Source organism: Coprobacter fastidiosus, from assembly GCF_982245605.1.
The window spans coordinates 14,864-32,344 of sequence record NZ_CEVCIF010000043.1 but is presented as its reverse complement, the minus strand read 5'-3'; the positions used below and the strand labels follow the sequence as shown (position 1 = coordinate 32,344).

The 17,481-nt window shown below is 39.7% G+C and carries 10 protein-coding genes; 5 read left to right on the top strand and 5 right to left on the bottom strand.

The features are described from left to right. Nucleotides 1–31 precede the first annotated feature (31 nt). Nucleotides 32–3,040 carry an endo-beta-N-acetylglucosaminidase gene (locus AC0UMU_RS10865; RefSeq protein ID WP_022602003.1) on the top strand — a complete coding sequence of 1,003 codons (3,009 nt, stop codon included), beginning with the start codon at nt 32–34 and terminating at the stop codon, nt 3,038–3,040. Between the two features lie 258 nt (nt 3,041–3,298). Here AC0UMU_RS10865 and uxuA read toward each other — a convergent pair whose 3' ends face one another. Genes uxuA through AC0UMU_RS10850 form a run of 3 tightly spaced genes read right to left on the bottom strand, consistent with a single transcriptional unit; the run spans nt 3,299 to nt 6,396 of the window. After that, nucleotides 3,299–4,471, bottom strand: coding sequence for a mannonate dehydratase (gene uxuA, locus AC0UMU_RS10860; protein ID WP_022602002.1), 1,173 nt, complete (start codon nt 4,469–4,471; stop codon nt 3,299–3,301). A 24-nt stretch (nt 4,472–4,495) separates the two neighbouring features. Beyond that, nucleotides 4,496–5,308 carry an SDR family oxidoreductase gene (locus AC0UMU_RS10855; RefSeq protein ID WP_022602001.1) on the bottom strand — a complete coding sequence of 271 codons (813 nt, stop codon included), beginning with the start codon at nt 5,306–5,308 and terminating at the stop codon, nt 4,496–4,498. A gap of 17 nt (nt 5,309–5,325) precedes the next feature. Then, nucleotides 5,326–6,396, bottom strand: a complete 1,071-nt coding sequence (locus AC0UMU_RS10850) for a LacI family DNA-binding transcriptional regulator (protein WP_022602000.1) — start codon at nt 6,394–6,396, stop codon at nt 5,326–5,328. 247 nt (nt 6,397–6,643) lie between these two features. Here AC0UMU_RS10850 and AC0UMU_RS10845 point away from each other — a divergent pair, with 247 nt between their 5' ends. Then, entirely contained in the window at nt 6,644–7,300 is a 657-nt protein-coding gene (locus AC0UMU_RS10845; protein WP_473979933.1) for an HAD family hydrolase, read from the top strand. Nucleotides 7,301–8,004: 704 nt separating this feature from the next. Here the strand turns inward: AC0UMU_RS10845 and AC0UMU_RS10840 are convergent. After that, complete coding sequence (locus AC0UMU_RS10840) at nt 8,005–9,819, bottom strand: DNA/RNA non-specific endonuclease (protein ID WP_346693828.1); 1,815 nt, start codon at nt 9,817–9,819, stop codon at nt 8,005–8,007. 495 nt (nt 9,820–10,314) lie between these two features. Between AC0UMU_RS10840 and AC0UMU_RS10835 the strand changes: the two genes are divergently transcribed. Continuing rightward, the gene (locus AC0UMU_RS10835; protein WP_022601993.1) at nt 10,315–11,373 is read left to right on the top strand and encodes a helix-turn-helix domain-containing protein; all 1,059 of its coding nucleotides are present in this window, start codon (nt 10,315–10,317) and stop codon (nt 11,371–11,373) included. A 46-nt stretch (nt 11,374–11,419) separates the two neighbouring features. On the opposite strand, the gene AC0UMU_RS10830 is transcribed toward AC0UMU_RS10835, so the two are convergent. Beyond that, complete coding sequence (locus AC0UMU_RS10830) at nt 11,420–12,013, bottom strand: RNA polymerase sigma-70 factor (protein WP_009318838.1); 594 nt, start codon at nt 12,011–12,013, stop codon at nt 11,420–11,422. Nucleotides 12,014–12,699: 686 nt separating this feature from the next. Here AC0UMU_RS10830 and AC0UMU_RS10825 point away from each other — a divergent pair. Together AC0UMU_RS10825 and AC0UMU_RS10820 are read left to right on the top strand one after the other, a co-directional pair. Continuing rightward, nucleotides 12,700–13,731: a FecR family protein gene (locus AC0UMU_RS10825; protein WP_278716140.1), complete on the top strand. Its 1,032-nt coding sequence runs from the start codon at nt 12,700–12,702 to the stop codon at nt 13,729–13,731. A gap of 145 nt (nt 13,732–13,876) precedes the next feature. Further along, nucleotides 13,877–17,467 carry a SusC/RagA family TonB-linked outer membrane protein gene (locus AC0UMU_RS10820; protein WP_302548764.1) on the top strand — a complete coding sequence of 1,197 codons (3,591 nt, stop codon included), beginning with the start codon at nt 13,877–13,879 and terminating at the stop codon, nt 17,465–17,467. The last annotated feature ends 14 nt before the right edge of the window (nt 17,468–17,481 follow it).

The following is a 17,481-nucleotide window of genomic DNA, read 5'->3' as shown; positions in this document are numbered from 1 at the left end:
ACTAAACAACCTAAATTAAAATTATTTGCTTATGAAAAAAAGACACTTGATTATCAGTGCTATGGTATGTTGTTCGGTAATGGGTACACCGGGCACAGCGATGTCACAGATGTCGGAAACTGCAACGAAAGAGGTGTATGATTTTTCCGGTTTTGTGGATGTAGATTTGATGGAATTGTTCTATAATGCATTGCAGAAGGGACGTAATTACCCGACAGAAGAAGAGTTTGCTGCCAAAGGTATTCTTCCTTCTGACATTGCATTTATTCGTTCGCATGTGCGTAAAGCTCAAATTATAGATCGAGCCAATCGTCTTCTTCCCGATACGTATGAAAAACGGGATCTTTGGATGAATATTCCGATGAGTACGGGTAAAGATGGGGCTGTAGGGCAACCTACGACTAATTTTGCAGATGATGTATTCTCTATGTGGAACTACACTAATCTGTTCGGGTCATGGAATCATGGTTTTTTCTCTGCTCCAGGTGCGTGGGTTGATGCTGCACACAAGAACGGAACCAATATTATGAGCGGTATCAAATTTTTTGAAAGTTGGGGAGTTGATTCCGGAGAGTGGAATAGAATAATCAGCGAGAAGAATACTGACGGTACGTTCAAGTATGTAAAACCGATGATTAATTGCTTGATGTATTTCGGTGCAGATGGTATTAACTATAACTGGGAAGATACCGGATATACCAATGAAACTACGATTGCCTTCAATAAGGCATTGTATAAAGAAGCCGCTGCTTGTGGTTTTGATAATTTCCATTTGGGATTATATACGGCAATGTCATCTATCGTAGGTAATCCGAATGCCTTGTTTGGTGATGAAACCGGACGTACTGCTCATACGATGTTGAATTATGCAGCTTCGGATTTTTCTTATAATATGGGAGCTTCTGTCCGTAAGGCGGAAGAAGTTATGGGTACGTCTGAGGGACTTTATGCAGGCGTATGGATCGTAAGTATGGATCGTGGCTGGTCTCGATTAAATGCTACTGACGATGACAAGAGGTGCGGTATTTGTCTTTGGGGCGAGCATAATGCGAGTCGTTTTTGGACTTATAATTCGGGAGCGGATGCTTATGAAGCACAAAGCAATTATCAATCTTTGCTCGAACGGGCTTTTTCGGGAGGTAACCGCAATCCGTTGAATCGTCCAGAAATAAGTAATACAGGAAACAATTGGGAAAAAGAGGGGGATAAATTACCTCTTTCTACATTTGCCGGTTTGGCAACGTGGATTCCCGAACGTTCGGCTATTCAAGGTAATCTGCCTTTTGCTACCTATTTTAACTTAGGTAACGGTGACCGTTATAATTATAAAGGAAAGAAAACGGCCGGTGCATGGTATAATATGGCTAATCAAGATCGTGTGCCGACCTACCGTTGGTTGGTAACAGAGCCGGAAACTCTGACGGCAAGTGATAAAATTCAACCGGAATTTTCTCATGACGATGCTTATACCGGAGGTTCTTGCTTGAAGTTGACAGGAGAAGCTACTTCTACAGGTACAGATATCGTTCTTTTCCAGACTGCGCTTACATCGAGTGCATCGGGAGCTTATGCCAATATTGCCGTAAAAAGCGGTAAAGAAGGTAATAATGCAACCAATTTGTATGTTATTTTGAAAAAGCAAGACGGTACTTGGTTAGAATTTCCCGTAGGTGAGACAACAGGTACTACCTGGCAGGAAAAGAAAATTATGCTTTCTGGAATTAATCAGGGTGATGTGATCGAACGTATCGGTTTGCGAGTAAAAGGTTCGGACGATAATTATAAACTTTATGTCGGAAAATTGGAGATCAACGACAATGTTAAGACCGTACCGGCTAATGTACAGGATGTGGTTGTAGAAGTAAAAGAAGAAACCAAGACTTCTCTTTCTATTAAAGCAAACTGGAAGTTGGATAAAGCTGCCGAAGATCGTGCTGATTGGGATTTATTATTCAATGACGAGGCTAATGTCGATCATTTCGAAATTCTTTATAAGAACGGTGAAGAGGGGCGTATTTCTGAAATAGCTCGTACTACGCAATGGGCTGTTTATGTTGGTGATATTATTTTTGAAAATGCCGATGATCAACCGTTTATCGGGGTGCGTGCGGTTTCTACCGATTTGAAAACGTATTCTCCGATAGAGTGGGTAGAAGTTGCTCGTGCAGATCAAGATGCTTTGCCTGTTAGAGATGATAATTCTTATGGTATCAGTCAGATGGACCCGAATTGTGAGGGAGCTGATATTGCACGCGAACAACGTTATGTAACTGATTTCACTACAGTCGGAGCTACTCAGAATATTGATTACCATGCTGATGGTCCTCAGACTGACGGAACACAATATGTGAATGCTACTGATAAAGTTTTGAAGGTAGAACAAGGTCAAGAAGTTACTCTTACAATCAAATGTGCAGATTTTTCTGACGGTTTGAAATATTGCTTTGCCGGTGGTTGGATGGATTTGGATGGAAGCGGAACTTTCAATCCTGATCCGATCGATGAAAATCCTGCTCAAGGTGAACGATTGTTCCGTGTAGGTAATATTCGAGCTGCAACTCCTGAATTCCAGACAACGGGTATTACTCATACATTTACTATACCGGAAGATGCTCGTCCGGGTAATAGCCGTTTGCGTATCGTATTCTCAGATGCATGGTTCGAAGGTTCGTTCTTGCCTACAGGGCTTCATGCGAAGGGATTCTCAATCGATTTTGGAGTAGAAATTTCAGGTGACAATGAACCTCGCCCGGCTCCGGCAGATACTCATGATCAAGGTATTGCAGAAGAGCCGGAAGGTCTCGATCAGACTCCGGAAGGTATCAACAACGTTAATAGCGAAGTGTCGAGCTTCTATGTTGCCGACAATGTGATTAACTTTATAAATGTTGATAAGGCTTGGATTTACAGTGTCGACGGTGGTTTGGTTAAATATCTGACTAATCCTGATAAATATAGTGTAGCAGATTTTGCAAACGGAGCTTATATTGTTCGTATGCAATACGGAAAAGTTATTCGTTCCGGTAAATTCGTGAAGTAAGTAAGATTTGCGAAAAGTTGGAATGCCTTTCCGAAACTAAATTTCGGAAGGGCATTTTTTTTGTAAAAGCGGAGTCGATACGTTCTCCTCCTGAGAGAGCAACAGACTATTTGTATGAATTTCTCTACAACTTTGTTCAAGTAAAATTTAGACACTCCTTTATAAACGAACCTACATTAAATATAAAAAAAATAACGACCGTTATTCCCGGATTCCGGAAATAACGGTCTGTTATGTATAAAAGAAAAAATGTCTTATTTAATTAAATAGAGATTTCGCGATGCCGATTTCCAATCCGCGTAATTCGGCCAAACCACGCATCCGACCCAAACAAGAATATCCGGGATTGGTTTTTTTGTGGAGATCATCGATCATTTGGTGTCCGTGGTCGGGACGCATCGGTATGGAGACACCTCTGCGTTGTTGCAACAGCAGGAAGTTTTTCATTACGTTATACATATCGACATTTCCTTCGAGATGATTGGCTTCGTAGAAATTTCCCTCTTCATCCCGTTGCGTACTTCTCAAATGTACAAAATTGATGCGGTCGCCGAAACGTTCCATCATTCCGGCAAGATCATTGTCTCCCCGTACACCGAATGATCCGGTACACAGACAAAGTCCGTTCGATTCGTTCGGAACAGCTTCGATCAGTTTTCTGAAATCTTCTTCGGTACTCAATATTCTTGGCAATCCCAAAATCGGGTAGGGGGGATCATCCGGATGAATGACTAATTTTACGCCGACTTCGTCAGCTATCGGAGTGATTTCTTTTAAGAAATAGATCAAATTGGCACGTAGTTTTTCCGCATCTATGTCTTTATACCGATCGAGGGCTTCCTGAAATTGTTCTACGGTAAAGCTCTCTTCCGATCCCGGTAACCCGGCAATCATGTTGCGTATAAGTAATTGCTTGTCGGCTTCGCTCATTTGATCATAACGGGCTTTTGCCTTGGCCTTTTCTTCATCGGAATATTCTTTTTCAGCACCCGGTCTTTTCAGTATAAAAAGGTCGAAGGCAAGAAAAGCCGCCCGTTCGAAACGCAAGGCTTTCGATCCGTCGGGCATGGTATAGGCGAGATCGGTACGGGTCCAGTCGAGTACCGGCATGAAGTTATAAGTCACGATATATATGCCGCATTGGGCGAGATTCCGTAAACTTTCTTTATAATTATCGATATATTTCTGGAAATCCCCGGTCTGGGTTTTTATATGCTCATGTACCGGAACACTCTCTACGACCGACCATTTGAGTCCGGCATTTTCGATCATTTTTTTGCGTTTCATGATCTCTTCAACAGTCCATACCTCTCCGTTGGGAATTTGATGCAGGGCATTTACGATTCCGGTAGCTCCGGCTTGTTTTATATCTTGCAGGCTGACAGGGTCATTCGGTCCGTACCAGCGCCATGTTTGTTCGCATAAAATCATATCTGTAATTTTCTAAATTGGTTATTAAATCGAGAATGCGTCGAATCCTCCGTCGACGATAGCCACTGTTCCGCTTACGAATTTCGAGGCGTCGCTGATCAGGTATTGGATCGTTCCGACAAGTTCTTCAGGTTCACCGAAACGTCCGAACGGTGTGTGAGCGAGGATAACACGTGAGCGATCGGTCAGTGAACCGTCGGGATTAGTTAATAAAGTGCGGTTTTGTTCGGTCAGGAAAAATCCCGGAGCAATGGCGTTGACACGCAATCCCGGTCCGAATTTCAGAGCCAGTTCGCCGGCCATATATTTTGTAAAGTTCGATATTGCGGCTTTTGCTGCACCATAGCCTACGACACGGGTTAGTGGACGTAGAGCCGATTCGGAGCTGAAATTTACGATAGCCCCTTCTTTTTGTTTCGCCATCTCTTCTGCAAATACCATTGTGGGCAATACCGTACCGAAAAGATTCAAATCGACAACTTTTCGGAAAGCCTCCACGTCAAGATCGAAAATCGTCTTTTCGGGAGGAATCGTAGCACCCGCCATATTACCTCCTGCTGCGTTAAGCAATACATCTATACGACCGTATCTGGCGATAATATCTTTTTTGTTTTGCAATAAGACTTCTTTGTTCAGCACGTCGGTATATAGAAATATGGCTTCGTTTCCGGCAGCTTTAATGTTATTTACCAGTTCGTTTCCCGCTTCTTCATTACGATCGAGGATAACCATTTTTGCACCTTCTCCGGCAAGATATGAAGATATCGTACGTCCGAGAATACCGGCAGCTCCGGTCATTACCACTACTTTGTCTTTTACACTGAATAGATTTGCCATAATTGTAATATTAAGTTTTAAAGATTATTGTTTTGATAATAGCCGATATTTTCTTTAATAAGAATATCTATCGGCATAAAGTTGATTCGAGGCGCTTTTTTACCGTATGTCAGAAAATTCCCCAATGCTTTTATTCCGTTGTATCCTTGTATCTCGGGGCGTTGGGCGATAAGCCATGTAATCGTCCCTTCTGACAGATGTCGTATATTTCTTTCGATAAGGTCATATCCCACCAGCTTTATCTCTCTTTTACCGTTGTTCTCCAAGTAATCTGCCAATACGCAACATACCGAATTAAATACGACAGCTCCTTTTATGCCGGGATTGGCTTTGAATATCCGGTTTAGGATTTTTTCATTATATTCGGGTTCGTCGATATGCAGTTCGCACGAGAAGACATGACCGGAGAAACCAGTTTTATGGAGATATTCCATAAAACCCTTTTCTCTGTTTTTTACCTGAGTAGAACTGTTGTTTCGTTCTCGAATTATTTTTCCGATGAGAATATCGCTTCCTTGTGCTATTTTCCCCGTAAGCAATTTTGCGGCAATATATCCTCCGTCATAAGAATTGGTCCCGAAATATGCCAATTGATTGTTTTCGGGGATGTTGGAATCGATATATACGTATGGTATCTGTTTTTCATCGAGGCGGGCAGAGAGTTCGGTTACCGAGTCTGAAAATAATGTTCCGATCAATACTCCGTTAAATTCATCAGAAAGAACCATTTCACAAACGTGCTTGAATGAGGTTTGGTCATATTGGTCGAAGAATATTTTTTGAACGACAATGTTGTAGTCGTTCAGCTCTCCGGCAGCTTTGTCTATCCCTTCCGCAGCCTTTTCCCAATATTCTCCCGGCCGGAAAGCCGGAATCAAAGCTGCAATATTGAATTGCTTTTTCAATGCCAGCGACCGAGCCATGAGATTGGGTCGGTATTCAACTTCTTGCAATACTCGGTTTACTTTTTCTTGGGCTGTTTTAGACACTTTTCCTCTGTTATGCAGAATCCGATCGACTGTTCCGACGGATACTCCTGCCATACGGGCAATATCTGAAATGCGAACATTTTTTGTTTTATCGGTCATGAGCAATTTTATGCTATGTGTGTGCGTACACATTTATGATTCGCAAATGTAGCGAAAAATATCGGGTATTTATAATATTTTTTATTGTGTGTGCGTGCACATTTTAATTTGGTTATATTTAATATGTTGATTATTACTATTTTATATGTTGTGGTATGTAGATTGACTATGCTGTAAAACATAAAAAGAGTCTGTTTGTATGGTAAACCTATTTTTTCTACTTTCGTTCCATAAAAAACAGATGAAGATGATAAAGTTGGTAATATTTGATTTGGACGGTACTTTGCTGAATACGATCAGTGATTTGGCGGGGAGTACCAATTATGCATTGAAACAATGTGGTTTTCCTGAACATGAAACTGATGCTTATAATTATTTTGTCGGGAACGGAATAAATAAACTTTTTGAAAGGGCTCTTCCCGAGAGTGAGTGTACGCCGGAAAATATAGGAAGGATGAGAGGTTTCTTTTTGGAGCATTATACCCAAAACAATACATGCTTGACAGTTCCTTATCCGGGCATTTCAGAATTATTAAGAGAATTGCAACATAAAGGCATTGCTTTGGCTGTTGCTTCGAATAAGTATCAAGAAGGTACGGAGAAGTTGGTGCGCTACTATTTTAAAGACATCGTTTTTTCCGTGGTACTCGGCCAGCGTGAGGGAATTCCGGTAAAACCTGATCCGGTCATTGTAAAAGAAATCCTACAGGTGAATGGTGTATCGGTGAATGAGGCGCTATATATCGGAGATTCGGGGGTAGATATGCAGACGGCTGCAGCGGCGACAGTTACTTCTGTGGGTGTGACATGGGGTTTCCGCACTCGTGAAGAGCTGGTCGAAAACGGTGCTTGTTATGTCGTGGATTCTCCTGCCGAGATATTGGAACTGTCGGGCCGTCTTTAATTTTTTTATTGCTGCGAAGTTGTTGAGCCGGAATATAAAAAACAACGACAGCCTTTCCTCACGGAATGGCTGCCGAGTAACCAAAATATATAGAATAGTTTAATCAAAAAATCATTCTGTACAGGTAGTATATGCTTTTTTGATCATTACAAAAATAAAATAGAAAAATTATTATGCAAAAAAAAATCGATAAAATCCGTATTGTTATCGCTGAATAGTGAAAAATATCGGTTAAAAATCGTTTTTTCTTATATTTTTATTATGTATGAATGCTTATTTGTTTCGATTTGTATTTTGCTACATGGAATTTGAAAATAAAAAAAGGTCTTGTAATAGAGGCTTCAGTTTTGATTTTAAAGTTTAAATAAAGTTAATGCAAAATATTTTGTTTGATTATTAATATGTTTTATAGCATGTTTTCTCTATATTTGCACAGTGTTTTTCATAGTATTAGATTTAAGGTTAACGAAGATTGGTTGTCGTGAGACAACCATTTTTTGTTTATATGCCACTTATTATTTTGTTGAAATACTGGTTTTATTTTTCTTTTGAAGACTATATAGTACTGCGATTATTTGAGTTTTTGTTGATCGGTATATAAAGAAGACCTGTCCGGCATTCCCCATTTGTCGGGCAGGTCTTTTCATTGATAGAGTTTTAAGACCTGTCTAAACTCCATTTTATTGGAAAATTTAGACAGATTTTTAGTTCAGTCCCGGCCAGTCATTGATGTTTACTCGATTTTTAACTTTGGCAGGTGCTGTCGGGAAAAATTCAAATTCGTTGCCGATCATTTGTTCTATTTCAGATACCGAGTATATATAGTTGCTCAATGGAGGTGTAGTGCCCGGATTTTCGTTATTAAGATTCTGTGGAAACCAGAATCCGATAGCCATAACCTCGTCCGGTGAACATTCGGCGATCGGTTTACCTGAACTTCCGTTTTTGGTACGAAGTATTACTTTGTATCGAGCTGTTGGAATTACGCATTCTTTGGATAAAGTCGACAGGGTATTCCAATTACTTGCATCATAAGTTTTGTAACCATCATTTGCATAATAACATCCTGCAACGACGTATGTCGTATCGGAACATTCCCATGTATCGGATAACAACTCTTCCACTTTGCTCCAATGATCTCCGTATAGATATGCTTCGGGAGCGATATTGGTAGGATAGAAAGTCTGTATGTTCATTTCGCTTCCAGCGCCACCTCGATCGGCCGAGCGCAGTAAATGTCCTTTGGTAAAGTTTTTGTTATTATAAGGCCTCCAATAATAGTATAAGTCGGTCGGTTCATTACCGTTCATTGACCAAGGCCAGTTGCTCCAGTCGCTCGGATAGATAATAGATTGCTCACTTGCCGAGAATTTCGGGTCGGGACGCCAAGGATCGGGATCTGTACGTCCGAACCCTTTTTCATGATAACATTGGTGTACAGGATAAGCGACCCACATGGGATTGTGTCGATATGTGTCATAACATGCCGTGTAATTGCGTACATGCTTTTGGCTTATCAGTGTTTCGGCAAAATGTGTAACATATTTGTAGTTACTGTTGGTTTTGATAGTTTTGGGTGTCTCTGCACATGGGTAGCTCGTTGTGGAGAAATCGAATATCTGATCTGTGGGCTGATTGCTCGTTACCAGTTTGATGTCATCCATTCTGATATTGTAGTCGTCGGCTACGAACATGATGGATAGAGTTTGGGGAACTGTGTTATGTATGCTGAACAGAGCGGTTGCCAGTGCCCAAGAGTTTGTTGTAGAGCGGTTGTAGGCAAGAGACTTCATCGAACTTCCGTCTCCGCTGATATATACTTTGATATTGGAAGATGTATCGAAATTACCTTCGAATTTACAACATCCGAAAGAGAGCTGAAAAGATGTTTGCCCGGGTTGAAGTTGTATGTTATTAACCGTCACATAGGCATCTTTTCCTCCGAAATAGAATGCATTTTTGCGAGATGCTCCTGCATATCCCGAAGATTGAAAATTGTTTCGAACAGAAACGGTTCGTCCCGTATATTCGATGTTTTCAGCACCCGTTCCTGTTGCATTTATATAACCGTCCCATTGGTCTATAAATGGGTTTCCGCTTCCGCTCCAAATTGCTTTGTCGAGATTATCGTAATAGACTGTTTCGCTGGTGAAGCCTTTCGGTTGACGAGTTACGGCGATACTTTTTGATATTGTTTTATCTGTCTCGTTTCTTTTTACGGTAGAGATCGTAAGCATATAGGTTTCGCCTGCGGGAATATCGGTTACAGAAACTTTGTTTTCTCCGGGCCCGCCTTCGCTTTTGTCGACTTTCAAAGCGTTGTTGCTGACATTTATACTCCATGAGACATTGGAGATAATGGTAATTTGATTGTTTGACGGATTGTTTTCGTCGAAATTCAGATTTTCGGGAGAAACGGATAATGTCACTTCTTCAAGTTCTGTTATGGTCTCATCTTTTTCACATCCGGTGAAGTAAACGGATAGGAAAATAAGTAGTAGATAACTATACTTCTTCATACGATAGGTGTAGATTATTGATGAATTTGTAAAAATATTTTGGAATTAAGTTGAAAGCAAATATGAGAATAACCCGAAATATTCAGGGAATCAATCGATAAAAAGAATATTCAATAAATAAATTATCGTGTCATTAAAACAAAAAAAGGAGTCATTCGATAAAAATGACATAGAATATTAGGGACAGCTTGAGTTTTCCGATAAAAAATGTTATCCGGCCTGTTTTCTCGTTTTCATTTGTCAGAAAGCTGCTGTCATTCTTATAAAAACAAGAATATATACTCAAATGGAACTCTCAAAGCCAATCTTGGCAAAATTTGGACAAACTCAAATCTTCAAACCGAATTTTCACTATATATAATATGTTCACAATAAAATGATTATAATATTAATATATGCAATAATCATTAAACTGCATGTGTTGTATAAATTTTATAATTCTTATATCTTTGTAAATAAAGCCCTATTTGTCAGAATAGATTAACGAGATGAACAATGAATCCATTTTATGAGAACTTAGCACATTTTATACATGGTGCAGCATTTATGTTCTTTATACTTGCCAGTATTCAGTTATATCCTTTAAGACACCGCAGCAATATGATGAGGTTGCTTTTCTGTAGCATGATTTTTCTTGCATTCCTCGAATTCAAGGATATGGGATTCTTGATAAAAGGCGTATGGTACAACCCGTATATAACGAGTATAACAATGAGTACCGATATGTTATATGTTCCGTTAATGGCTCTTTTTTTCTTCGAAGTTATCTCTCCCGGATGGGTCACATTACGCAGAATCATAGGAATGTCTATGCCTTCGGTATTATTTATAGTCGCATACATCATATACCCGTCTTCTGTTATTTTCAAGGCGGCAATGTTATATGCCCTTGTTTTCGGAACAATAATTACTGTTATTGTTTTCATGGCAAGTTCCCGTCGTGACAATTATATAAAAAACAATTTCTCGGATATCGAGAACTTGAGTATTTCATGGGTACGCAAGGCTATAACAGCATTATATATATGTCTTGTACTCTGGACCATTCTCCTTTGGGAAGAAAATTGGTTGAACGATGCCGCTTATTATGCAATATCTATTATCGTTTGGACTTATATTTATCGATTATCCCAAAAACATTCGGTTATAGAAATGCCGAGTACGTCCAGATTATTTATGCCGAAACCTGAACAGAAAGGGTCTCATGAGATACAAAATTTTCCCTTTAAAAAATTGCAAGAATATATGGAAAATGAACGAATGTTTCTAAATCCTAAACTGACTCTTACCGAAGTGGCGACGGCAATAGGGACAAACCGTACTTATCTGTCGGAATATTTAAATAACGATCTCGACACGACTTTCTATGAATATGTAAACGGATTCAGAATAAAGGAGGCTTGTGCTCTGCTCTCATCGGATGAACGCAGGACTTTAATGGAAATAGCCGAATTAAGCGGTTTCAACTCTCTATCTACATTTAATCGTGCTTTTGTTAAAAGCATCGGAGAAACCCCGGCCCGATACCTGAAAAAACGTCAAATCAAATGTTAGAACTGTCTGAATTTTGCTCGGGCCGGGTTTGAGAGAAATTTTATTATCAATGATTCATTTCCGCAAGAATTTGTATGATCATTACGATAATCATAATAGAGATGTAGTCTTGCAAGTTTTCACGGAGTTTCATCTCTGTGCGCATTTTATAACGTTCTACCGACTTTACCGATATACCCAAAGTTTCAGCAATTTCGCGGTAATTTTTGTTTTCGAACCGGCTCATAATGAATACCTGTTGGTATTCAAAAGGTAGTGTTTTCAGAGTTTCTATCATCAAAGATTTAAGTTCGGAGAAAAGAACGACTTCTTCCAGATCGTTACTGCCGATCTCGAACGGATTTGTCATTTTCCCTTGTATGTAATTTTGTTCTATCCGGTTTCTTTGTAAGTAATTCAGACAGAAATTTCGGGTCATGGTAATCAAATAGTTCTTTGCAGAAGTTTCGATATTTATTCTATGGCGGTTTTCCCATAAGGATGTAAAAACGTCTTGAACCACGTCTTCAACGACCTCTTCTGATTCGATATAACGGCGGCCGAATATACATAAAGATGGATAATAAGATTCAAACAGTAATTTGAAAGCTTTTTGACTATTATTCTCTGATATTTCTATTAATAATTCATCAGCCTGCATATTCCTTTGTAAACTTAATTTGAATTATGCCGTTATTGGGTAAAAGCATTTCTAAAAATTGAGGTATCTGTTTATTTTCTGCATAGAGTTTGTCCGCACAACCAATTGTCTTTATATTTTGTAAAAAGCGTATAGTTCAGTCAGATTAAATTTAAGATTTACAATTATAAGGTCTGAGATGTCTGGATTAAACTACTCATTTCTGAAATTTTAAATAGAATAACTTTAAATCATCGATTTTATTTCCGATCGATTATGGTTAATCTCCGACTGAAATACAAAAGATAAACTTTGCAAAGAACTGTTTGGGATTTTAACTCCGTTTTTTGTGTCGCATATAGAAAATATGATGCCAATCAATTTTATATTATATCCAAAAGTGATAAATCATTGTAATCCGATTTATAAACACCAAAATGATTTTTTTATATTGAAAAATCAAAGGCTAAATAAGTACAAAAAAATGGAATATACAAGGATTAATCTGTTTTTATTTTTTTGAAAAACGCTTTTTATTTAATGCTTTGATGTTTTCTGGTTCACTCTTTTTATCTCCAAAATGGCATAAGGTTATTTATAATATTTTTAAAATGAACAAAATCAGATTTTTATAAAAAACTTATGTTGTAGCTGTCTGTTTTTGCTGGAGCTGTTTGTCTATTAAGCGAATTATGCAAAATACAGATATGGAAAAGATTTCAGAAAATATAAAACCCCAACCTCAAAAAGTCTTCGATTATTATAGCGGGAAGCTCGACCCTGAAGAGGGGAAAAAGATAGAGGAGCAACTTTCGGAAGAAAATGTTGAGTTATTAGCTTCTGTAAAGAAGTTGTTGGATTTGGACAAACAAATGACCGAGTTGTCGGAGATCGATACTCGTAAGGCATATAAAAAAGTGTTGTCCCGTATACATACCAATAGGCGTTCTCATATATTCGAGATATTTAGTCGCGTGGCGGCGATTATTGTTCTTCCGCTCATCGGTCTGACCGGAATTTTGGGTTATTTTCAGATAAAAGACTCGTTTGCAGATATTACTTATGTTGAAGTGAATGCTGCTCCGGGAACGATTTCTAAGTATCAGTTGCCTGATAAATCGTGTGTTTGGCTTAATTCGGGAAGCTGGTTACGTTATCCGACCCGTTTTAGTGAAGAATCCCGGAGAGTAGAAATACGGGGAGAGGCTTATTTTGAGGTGGAGTCGGATAAGAAACATCCTTTTTATGTAAATACTCCCGGAGGATTAAGTGTCCGGGTTACGGGGACGAAATTTAATGTAAGCGCTTATGATGATGAGCGTACGATCGAGGTAGTATTGGAAGAAGGAAGGGTGAATGTTGAAAATGCAGCCGGAAATATTAATATGGCTCTTAGACCCGGGGAGTGTTTCTATTATGATCGCCAAGATAAAAATACGTATGTAAAATCGATCGAAACTTATGAAAAAACTGCGTGGAAAGATGGGAAGGTTGTCTTCAGGAATGCCTCATTGGATAAAATATTCAAGTTTTTGTCTCGTCGTTATAATGTAGACATTCATTTCGTGAATAAAAAGAATACCGAGTATAATTACCGTGCAACATTTACCGGAGAAGATATTTTTCAAATCTTGGATTATTTGAGCATGACTGCTCCTATAAAATGGGAGGTTGCTGCTCCTGCCCAGAATTGCGATACGACACTTTCTCGAAAACGAATCAATATATACCTTGAATAAAGTGATGAATAATAATAGAAATTGAAAAATTAAAATTTGTATGCCTATGGAATTTTGAAAAACACGACAGTGAAGCTCTTGAAAATCAGAGCTGGCCATTATATTATGTAAAAATTGGAGATTAATTTAAGTTATAAAGAATATCATGAAAAAAAAGAAAAGGTGTGAATATCATACAGTTATTTCCTATATGTTTCGGAAAATGAAGATCGGGCTGTTTCTTTTCCTATTTGCTTTCTCTCAAATTCAAGCTGAGAATCTTTTTGCTCAAAGTAGAACGATATCTATTTCGGTAAATAATGAACCGGTAGAACAAGTTATCGAAAAGATCGAGAAAAATTCGGATTATGTTTTTCTGTATAATGATAAGTCTATCGACTTGAGCCGAAAAGTATCTGTTAAAGTAAATGGTGGTACTATTAATGCTGTTCTTGATGAAATGTTTAAAGGAACAGGTATTAAATATACCATTTCGAATCGTCAAATTATTCTTTCTCGTGCAACAGTCGCTCATGCGGGTAAAATGACCAGATTGGTTGCTCAGAAAAAGACTACTGTAAAGGGAGTCGTAACAGATGAGAAAGGAGAACCGCTGATCGGTGTTAGTATTGCTTTGAAAAATTCGACACAGGGAACGATGTCTGATATGGACGGGAGATACACGATTTCTACGGATGTAGAAAATCCGACCTTGATATTCTCTTATGTGGGATATACTTCGCAGACTATTGCTGTGGGTGGAAAGAAAGAGATAAATGTCGTACTTAAAGAAGAGAGCCATGCTCTTAATGAGGTGGTAGTGACGGCTATGGGTATCTTGCGTAAAGAGAAATCCTTGACTTATGCTACACAACAGATTAAGAGCGATGACCTGAATCGGGTGCAAGATCCGAATGTGGCAAACTCTATCGAAGGAAAAGTTTCAGGTGTTGTTATTACTCCGAGTGCCGGAGGAGCCGGAGGAGCTTCGAAGATCATACTTCGCGGTAACAAGTCGGTTTTCGGATCCAGTACCCCGTTGATTGTTGTCGATGGAGTTCCCATGACCAATAATACACGTGGACAGATGAGCGACCTTGCTACCATGACCAGTTCGGGAGTAGGGGAAGGATCCGACCCGCTATCCATGATCAATCCCGATGATATCGAGTCTATCAATGTTTTGAAAGGGGCTAATGCAGCCGCCCTTTACGGGTCGGCTGCAGCCAATGGAGTTGTAATGATAACCACAAAAAGAGGTAAAGAGGGTAAACTATCCATCAATTTCTCTTCAAATCTTACTTTCGATACGCCGCTTCTGACACCGAAAATTCAGAATATTTATGGAGCAGAGGTATCGAATATTGGGCTTTCCGTAGATAGTTGGGGCGACAAAGTTTCATCACGCCGTGCAGATAATTTGGTGATCAATGTCCCATTGGACGGAGACCAGTTCGGCGCGGATCGTACACATGAGGTCTATTTGCGTAACAGTGCGGGCAATGACCTTGATGATTTTTATCGTACCGGTCTTACGGCCAATAACTCGATAGCATTGTCCGGTGGTACGGATAAGATTCAAACTTATTTCTCTTTCGGTAATTCTCACTCTAAAGGAATGATCGAAAGCAACTCTTACAATCGCAACTCTTTTGCATTCCGTCAGAGTTATGAATTCTTTAAGCGACTCCATTTCGACGTGTCTATGAATTATGTACAGACCGTTACCCGTAATCGTCCCGGTGGCGGTACGACCGGAAACCCGATTTATCACATGTACATGATGCCGCGCAATATCGATATCGGTTACTATCGCAATAATTATGCCATAGACGGCACATGGAACAGTAATATAAGATCAATTTATGTACTTGATCAGGGGAAGTATGTATTGACCCCGACTCGTGTAGCGCTTTCAGGTCCTATGCAAAACTGGGCGTATATGGAAGCCAGACAAAATAATCCTTATTGGTTGATGAACCAGAATCGCAATAAGGTAAACGAAGACCGTTTCTATGGTACGATAACCGGTCGTGCCGATATTTATGACGGATTGAGTTTCCAGGCGCGAGTCAGCATCGATCACACCAAATATAAGAAAGACAGCCGTCGTTATGCAACGACATTCCTTCCTTCCAATATGGATGACTATGGAAATTATTGGAAAGACATCGAGACGGCCAATGAAATTTATACCGACTATTTGTTGAGTTACAATAAGACTTTCGGAGACTTTTCGGTATCGGCTACAGCCGGTTGGGTAGGCCACTTGCGTGAAACGGAGACTCAAAAGACCGATGTGGTGGCCACTTATATAGATCCGAATAATCAAATGCTTTCGACACGTGTCAATTTGTTCCAGACGAATGCCGGAGGAACATCTGCCACCAAGACGACAAAGTTGACAGATTGGGATAAAGCCGCACTCGTTACGGCTCAATTGGGTTGGCAGGAAAAAGTATATATCGACGGATCTTATCGTCGAGATTGGTATCGTGCTTATAAACAATTTTCCGACCGTGGGACACCAGACAACTACGGTTATTTCGGAGTCGGAGCCAATGCCATTGTCAGCTCTCTTGTTGAATTACCCGACTGGTTCAGTTATTTGAAGTATCGTCTCTCTTATTCAGAAGTAGGTAACTCTATACCTAATCAGGTCTATGCAAAAGGGACAGAGGATCTCAAGACGGGCGTTATCTCTCCGAGTGCGTATGCCCGTTTTGCTAATCCGTTACCCGAAAAGACAAAGTCTGTTGAGACCGGTGTCGAAATGATGTTTTTAGATAATCGACTCAATTTAGACCTTACCTATTATAACTCTAAGATGCAGGATCTTTATATGATAGCGACGAATGCGTCCGGCTTGTCAGAGCCGGTGAATTCCGGAAAGGTTCGCAATCAGGGTATCGAGGCCACGGTAGGCTATAATTTTCGTTTCGGAAAGAACTGGTCTTGGAGAACTTCTTATAACGTATCATTCAATGATAACAAGATTCTCGAAACTTCATACGAAGAGGATGGCAGTGAAAAGCTTATTTATAACGATTTGATGGGCGTTCGTGTACGTTACCGCAAGGGCGGTTCTATCGGAGATATGTATGTGACGGATTTTAAGCGTGATGAAAAGGGGCATTATGTTCTCGATTCTAACGGTGCACCGCAATTGGAAACCGAGGCGAACAAGCAATATGGCGTTTATGCCGGCAATATGAATTCGAAATGGCAAATGGGATGGAGCAATACCATTCGCTATAAAGACTTCTCTCTGTTCTTCCTGATTAACGGTCGCATTGGCGGAAAAGTCATATCGTTTACCGAAGCCTATCTCGACGGATCAGGTTTGTCAGATCGTACGGCCGAAGCCCGTCAGTATGCCGAACAACATAATCTCATAGCTTCAGATTATGGCTCGCAGTTGGGAATGTATCTACCCGATGGTAGTAATCGAGTCGTGCCGATTACCTCTTATTATAAAGGTATCGGAGGCGCATCTCCGGCATCTTCGCAATATATTTATAACGGTACCAATTTCCGTTTGCGAGAGCTTTCTTTGGGTTATACGTTCCGTAATCTGATCGGAGAAAATAAGAATTTGACTCTTTCGTTCATTGCCCGTAATCTGTTCTTTATTTACAAAGACAGTCCGGTCGATCCCGATGTATCGCTTTCTACAGCTAACGGAGCCGGAGCATTTGAGATGTTCAACATGCCGTCGTCACGATCATTCGGATTCTCATTGAATGTTAATTTCTAATCATAAAGCAGTAT

What these genes read in the sequence shown, in the direction of transcription:
- AC0UMU_RS10865 (WP_022602003.1), top strand. Translation starts at nt 32, where the DNA reads ATGAAAAAAAGACACTTGATTATCAGTGCTATGGTATGTTGTTCGGTA.
- uxuA (WP_022602002.1), bottom strand. Translation starts at nt 4,471, where the DNA reads ATGATTTTATGCGAACAAACATGGCGCTGGTACGGACCGAATGACCCT.
- AC0UMU_RS10855 (WP_022602001.1), bottom strand. Translation starts at nt 5,308, where the DNA reads ATGGCAAATCTATTCAGTGTAAAAGACAAAGTAGTGGTAATGACCGGA.
- AC0UMU_RS10850 (WP_022602000.1), bottom strand. Translation starts at nt 6,396, where the DNA reads ATGACCGATAAAACAAAAAATGTTCGCATTTCAGATATTGCCCGTATG.
- AC0UMU_RS10845 (WP_473979933.1), top strand. Translation starts at nt 6,644, where the DNA reads ATGATAAAGTTGGTAATATTTGATTTGGACGGTACTTTGCTGAATACG.
- AC0UMU_RS10840 (WP_346693828.1), bottom strand. Translation starts at nt 9,819, where the DNA reads ATGAAGAAGTATAGTTATCTACTACTTATTTTCCTATCCGTTTACTTC.
- AC0UMU_RS10835 (WP_022601993.1), top strand. Translation starts at nt 10,315, where the DNA reads ATGAATCCATTTTATGAGAACTTAGCACATTTTATACATGGTGCAGCA.
- AC0UMU_RS10830 (WP_009318838.1), bottom strand. Translation starts at nt 12,013, where the DNA reads ATGCAGGCTGATGAATTATTAATAGAAATATCAGAGAATAATAGTCAA.
- AC0UMU_RS10825 (WP_278716140.1), top strand. Translation starts at nt 12,700, where the DNA reads ATGGAAAAGATTTCAGAAAATATAAAACCCCAACCTCAAAAAGTCTTC.
- AC0UMU_RS10820 (WP_302548764.1), top strand. Translation starts at nt 13,877, where the DNA reads ATGAAAAAAAAGAAAAGGTGTGAATATCATACAGTTATTTCCTATATG.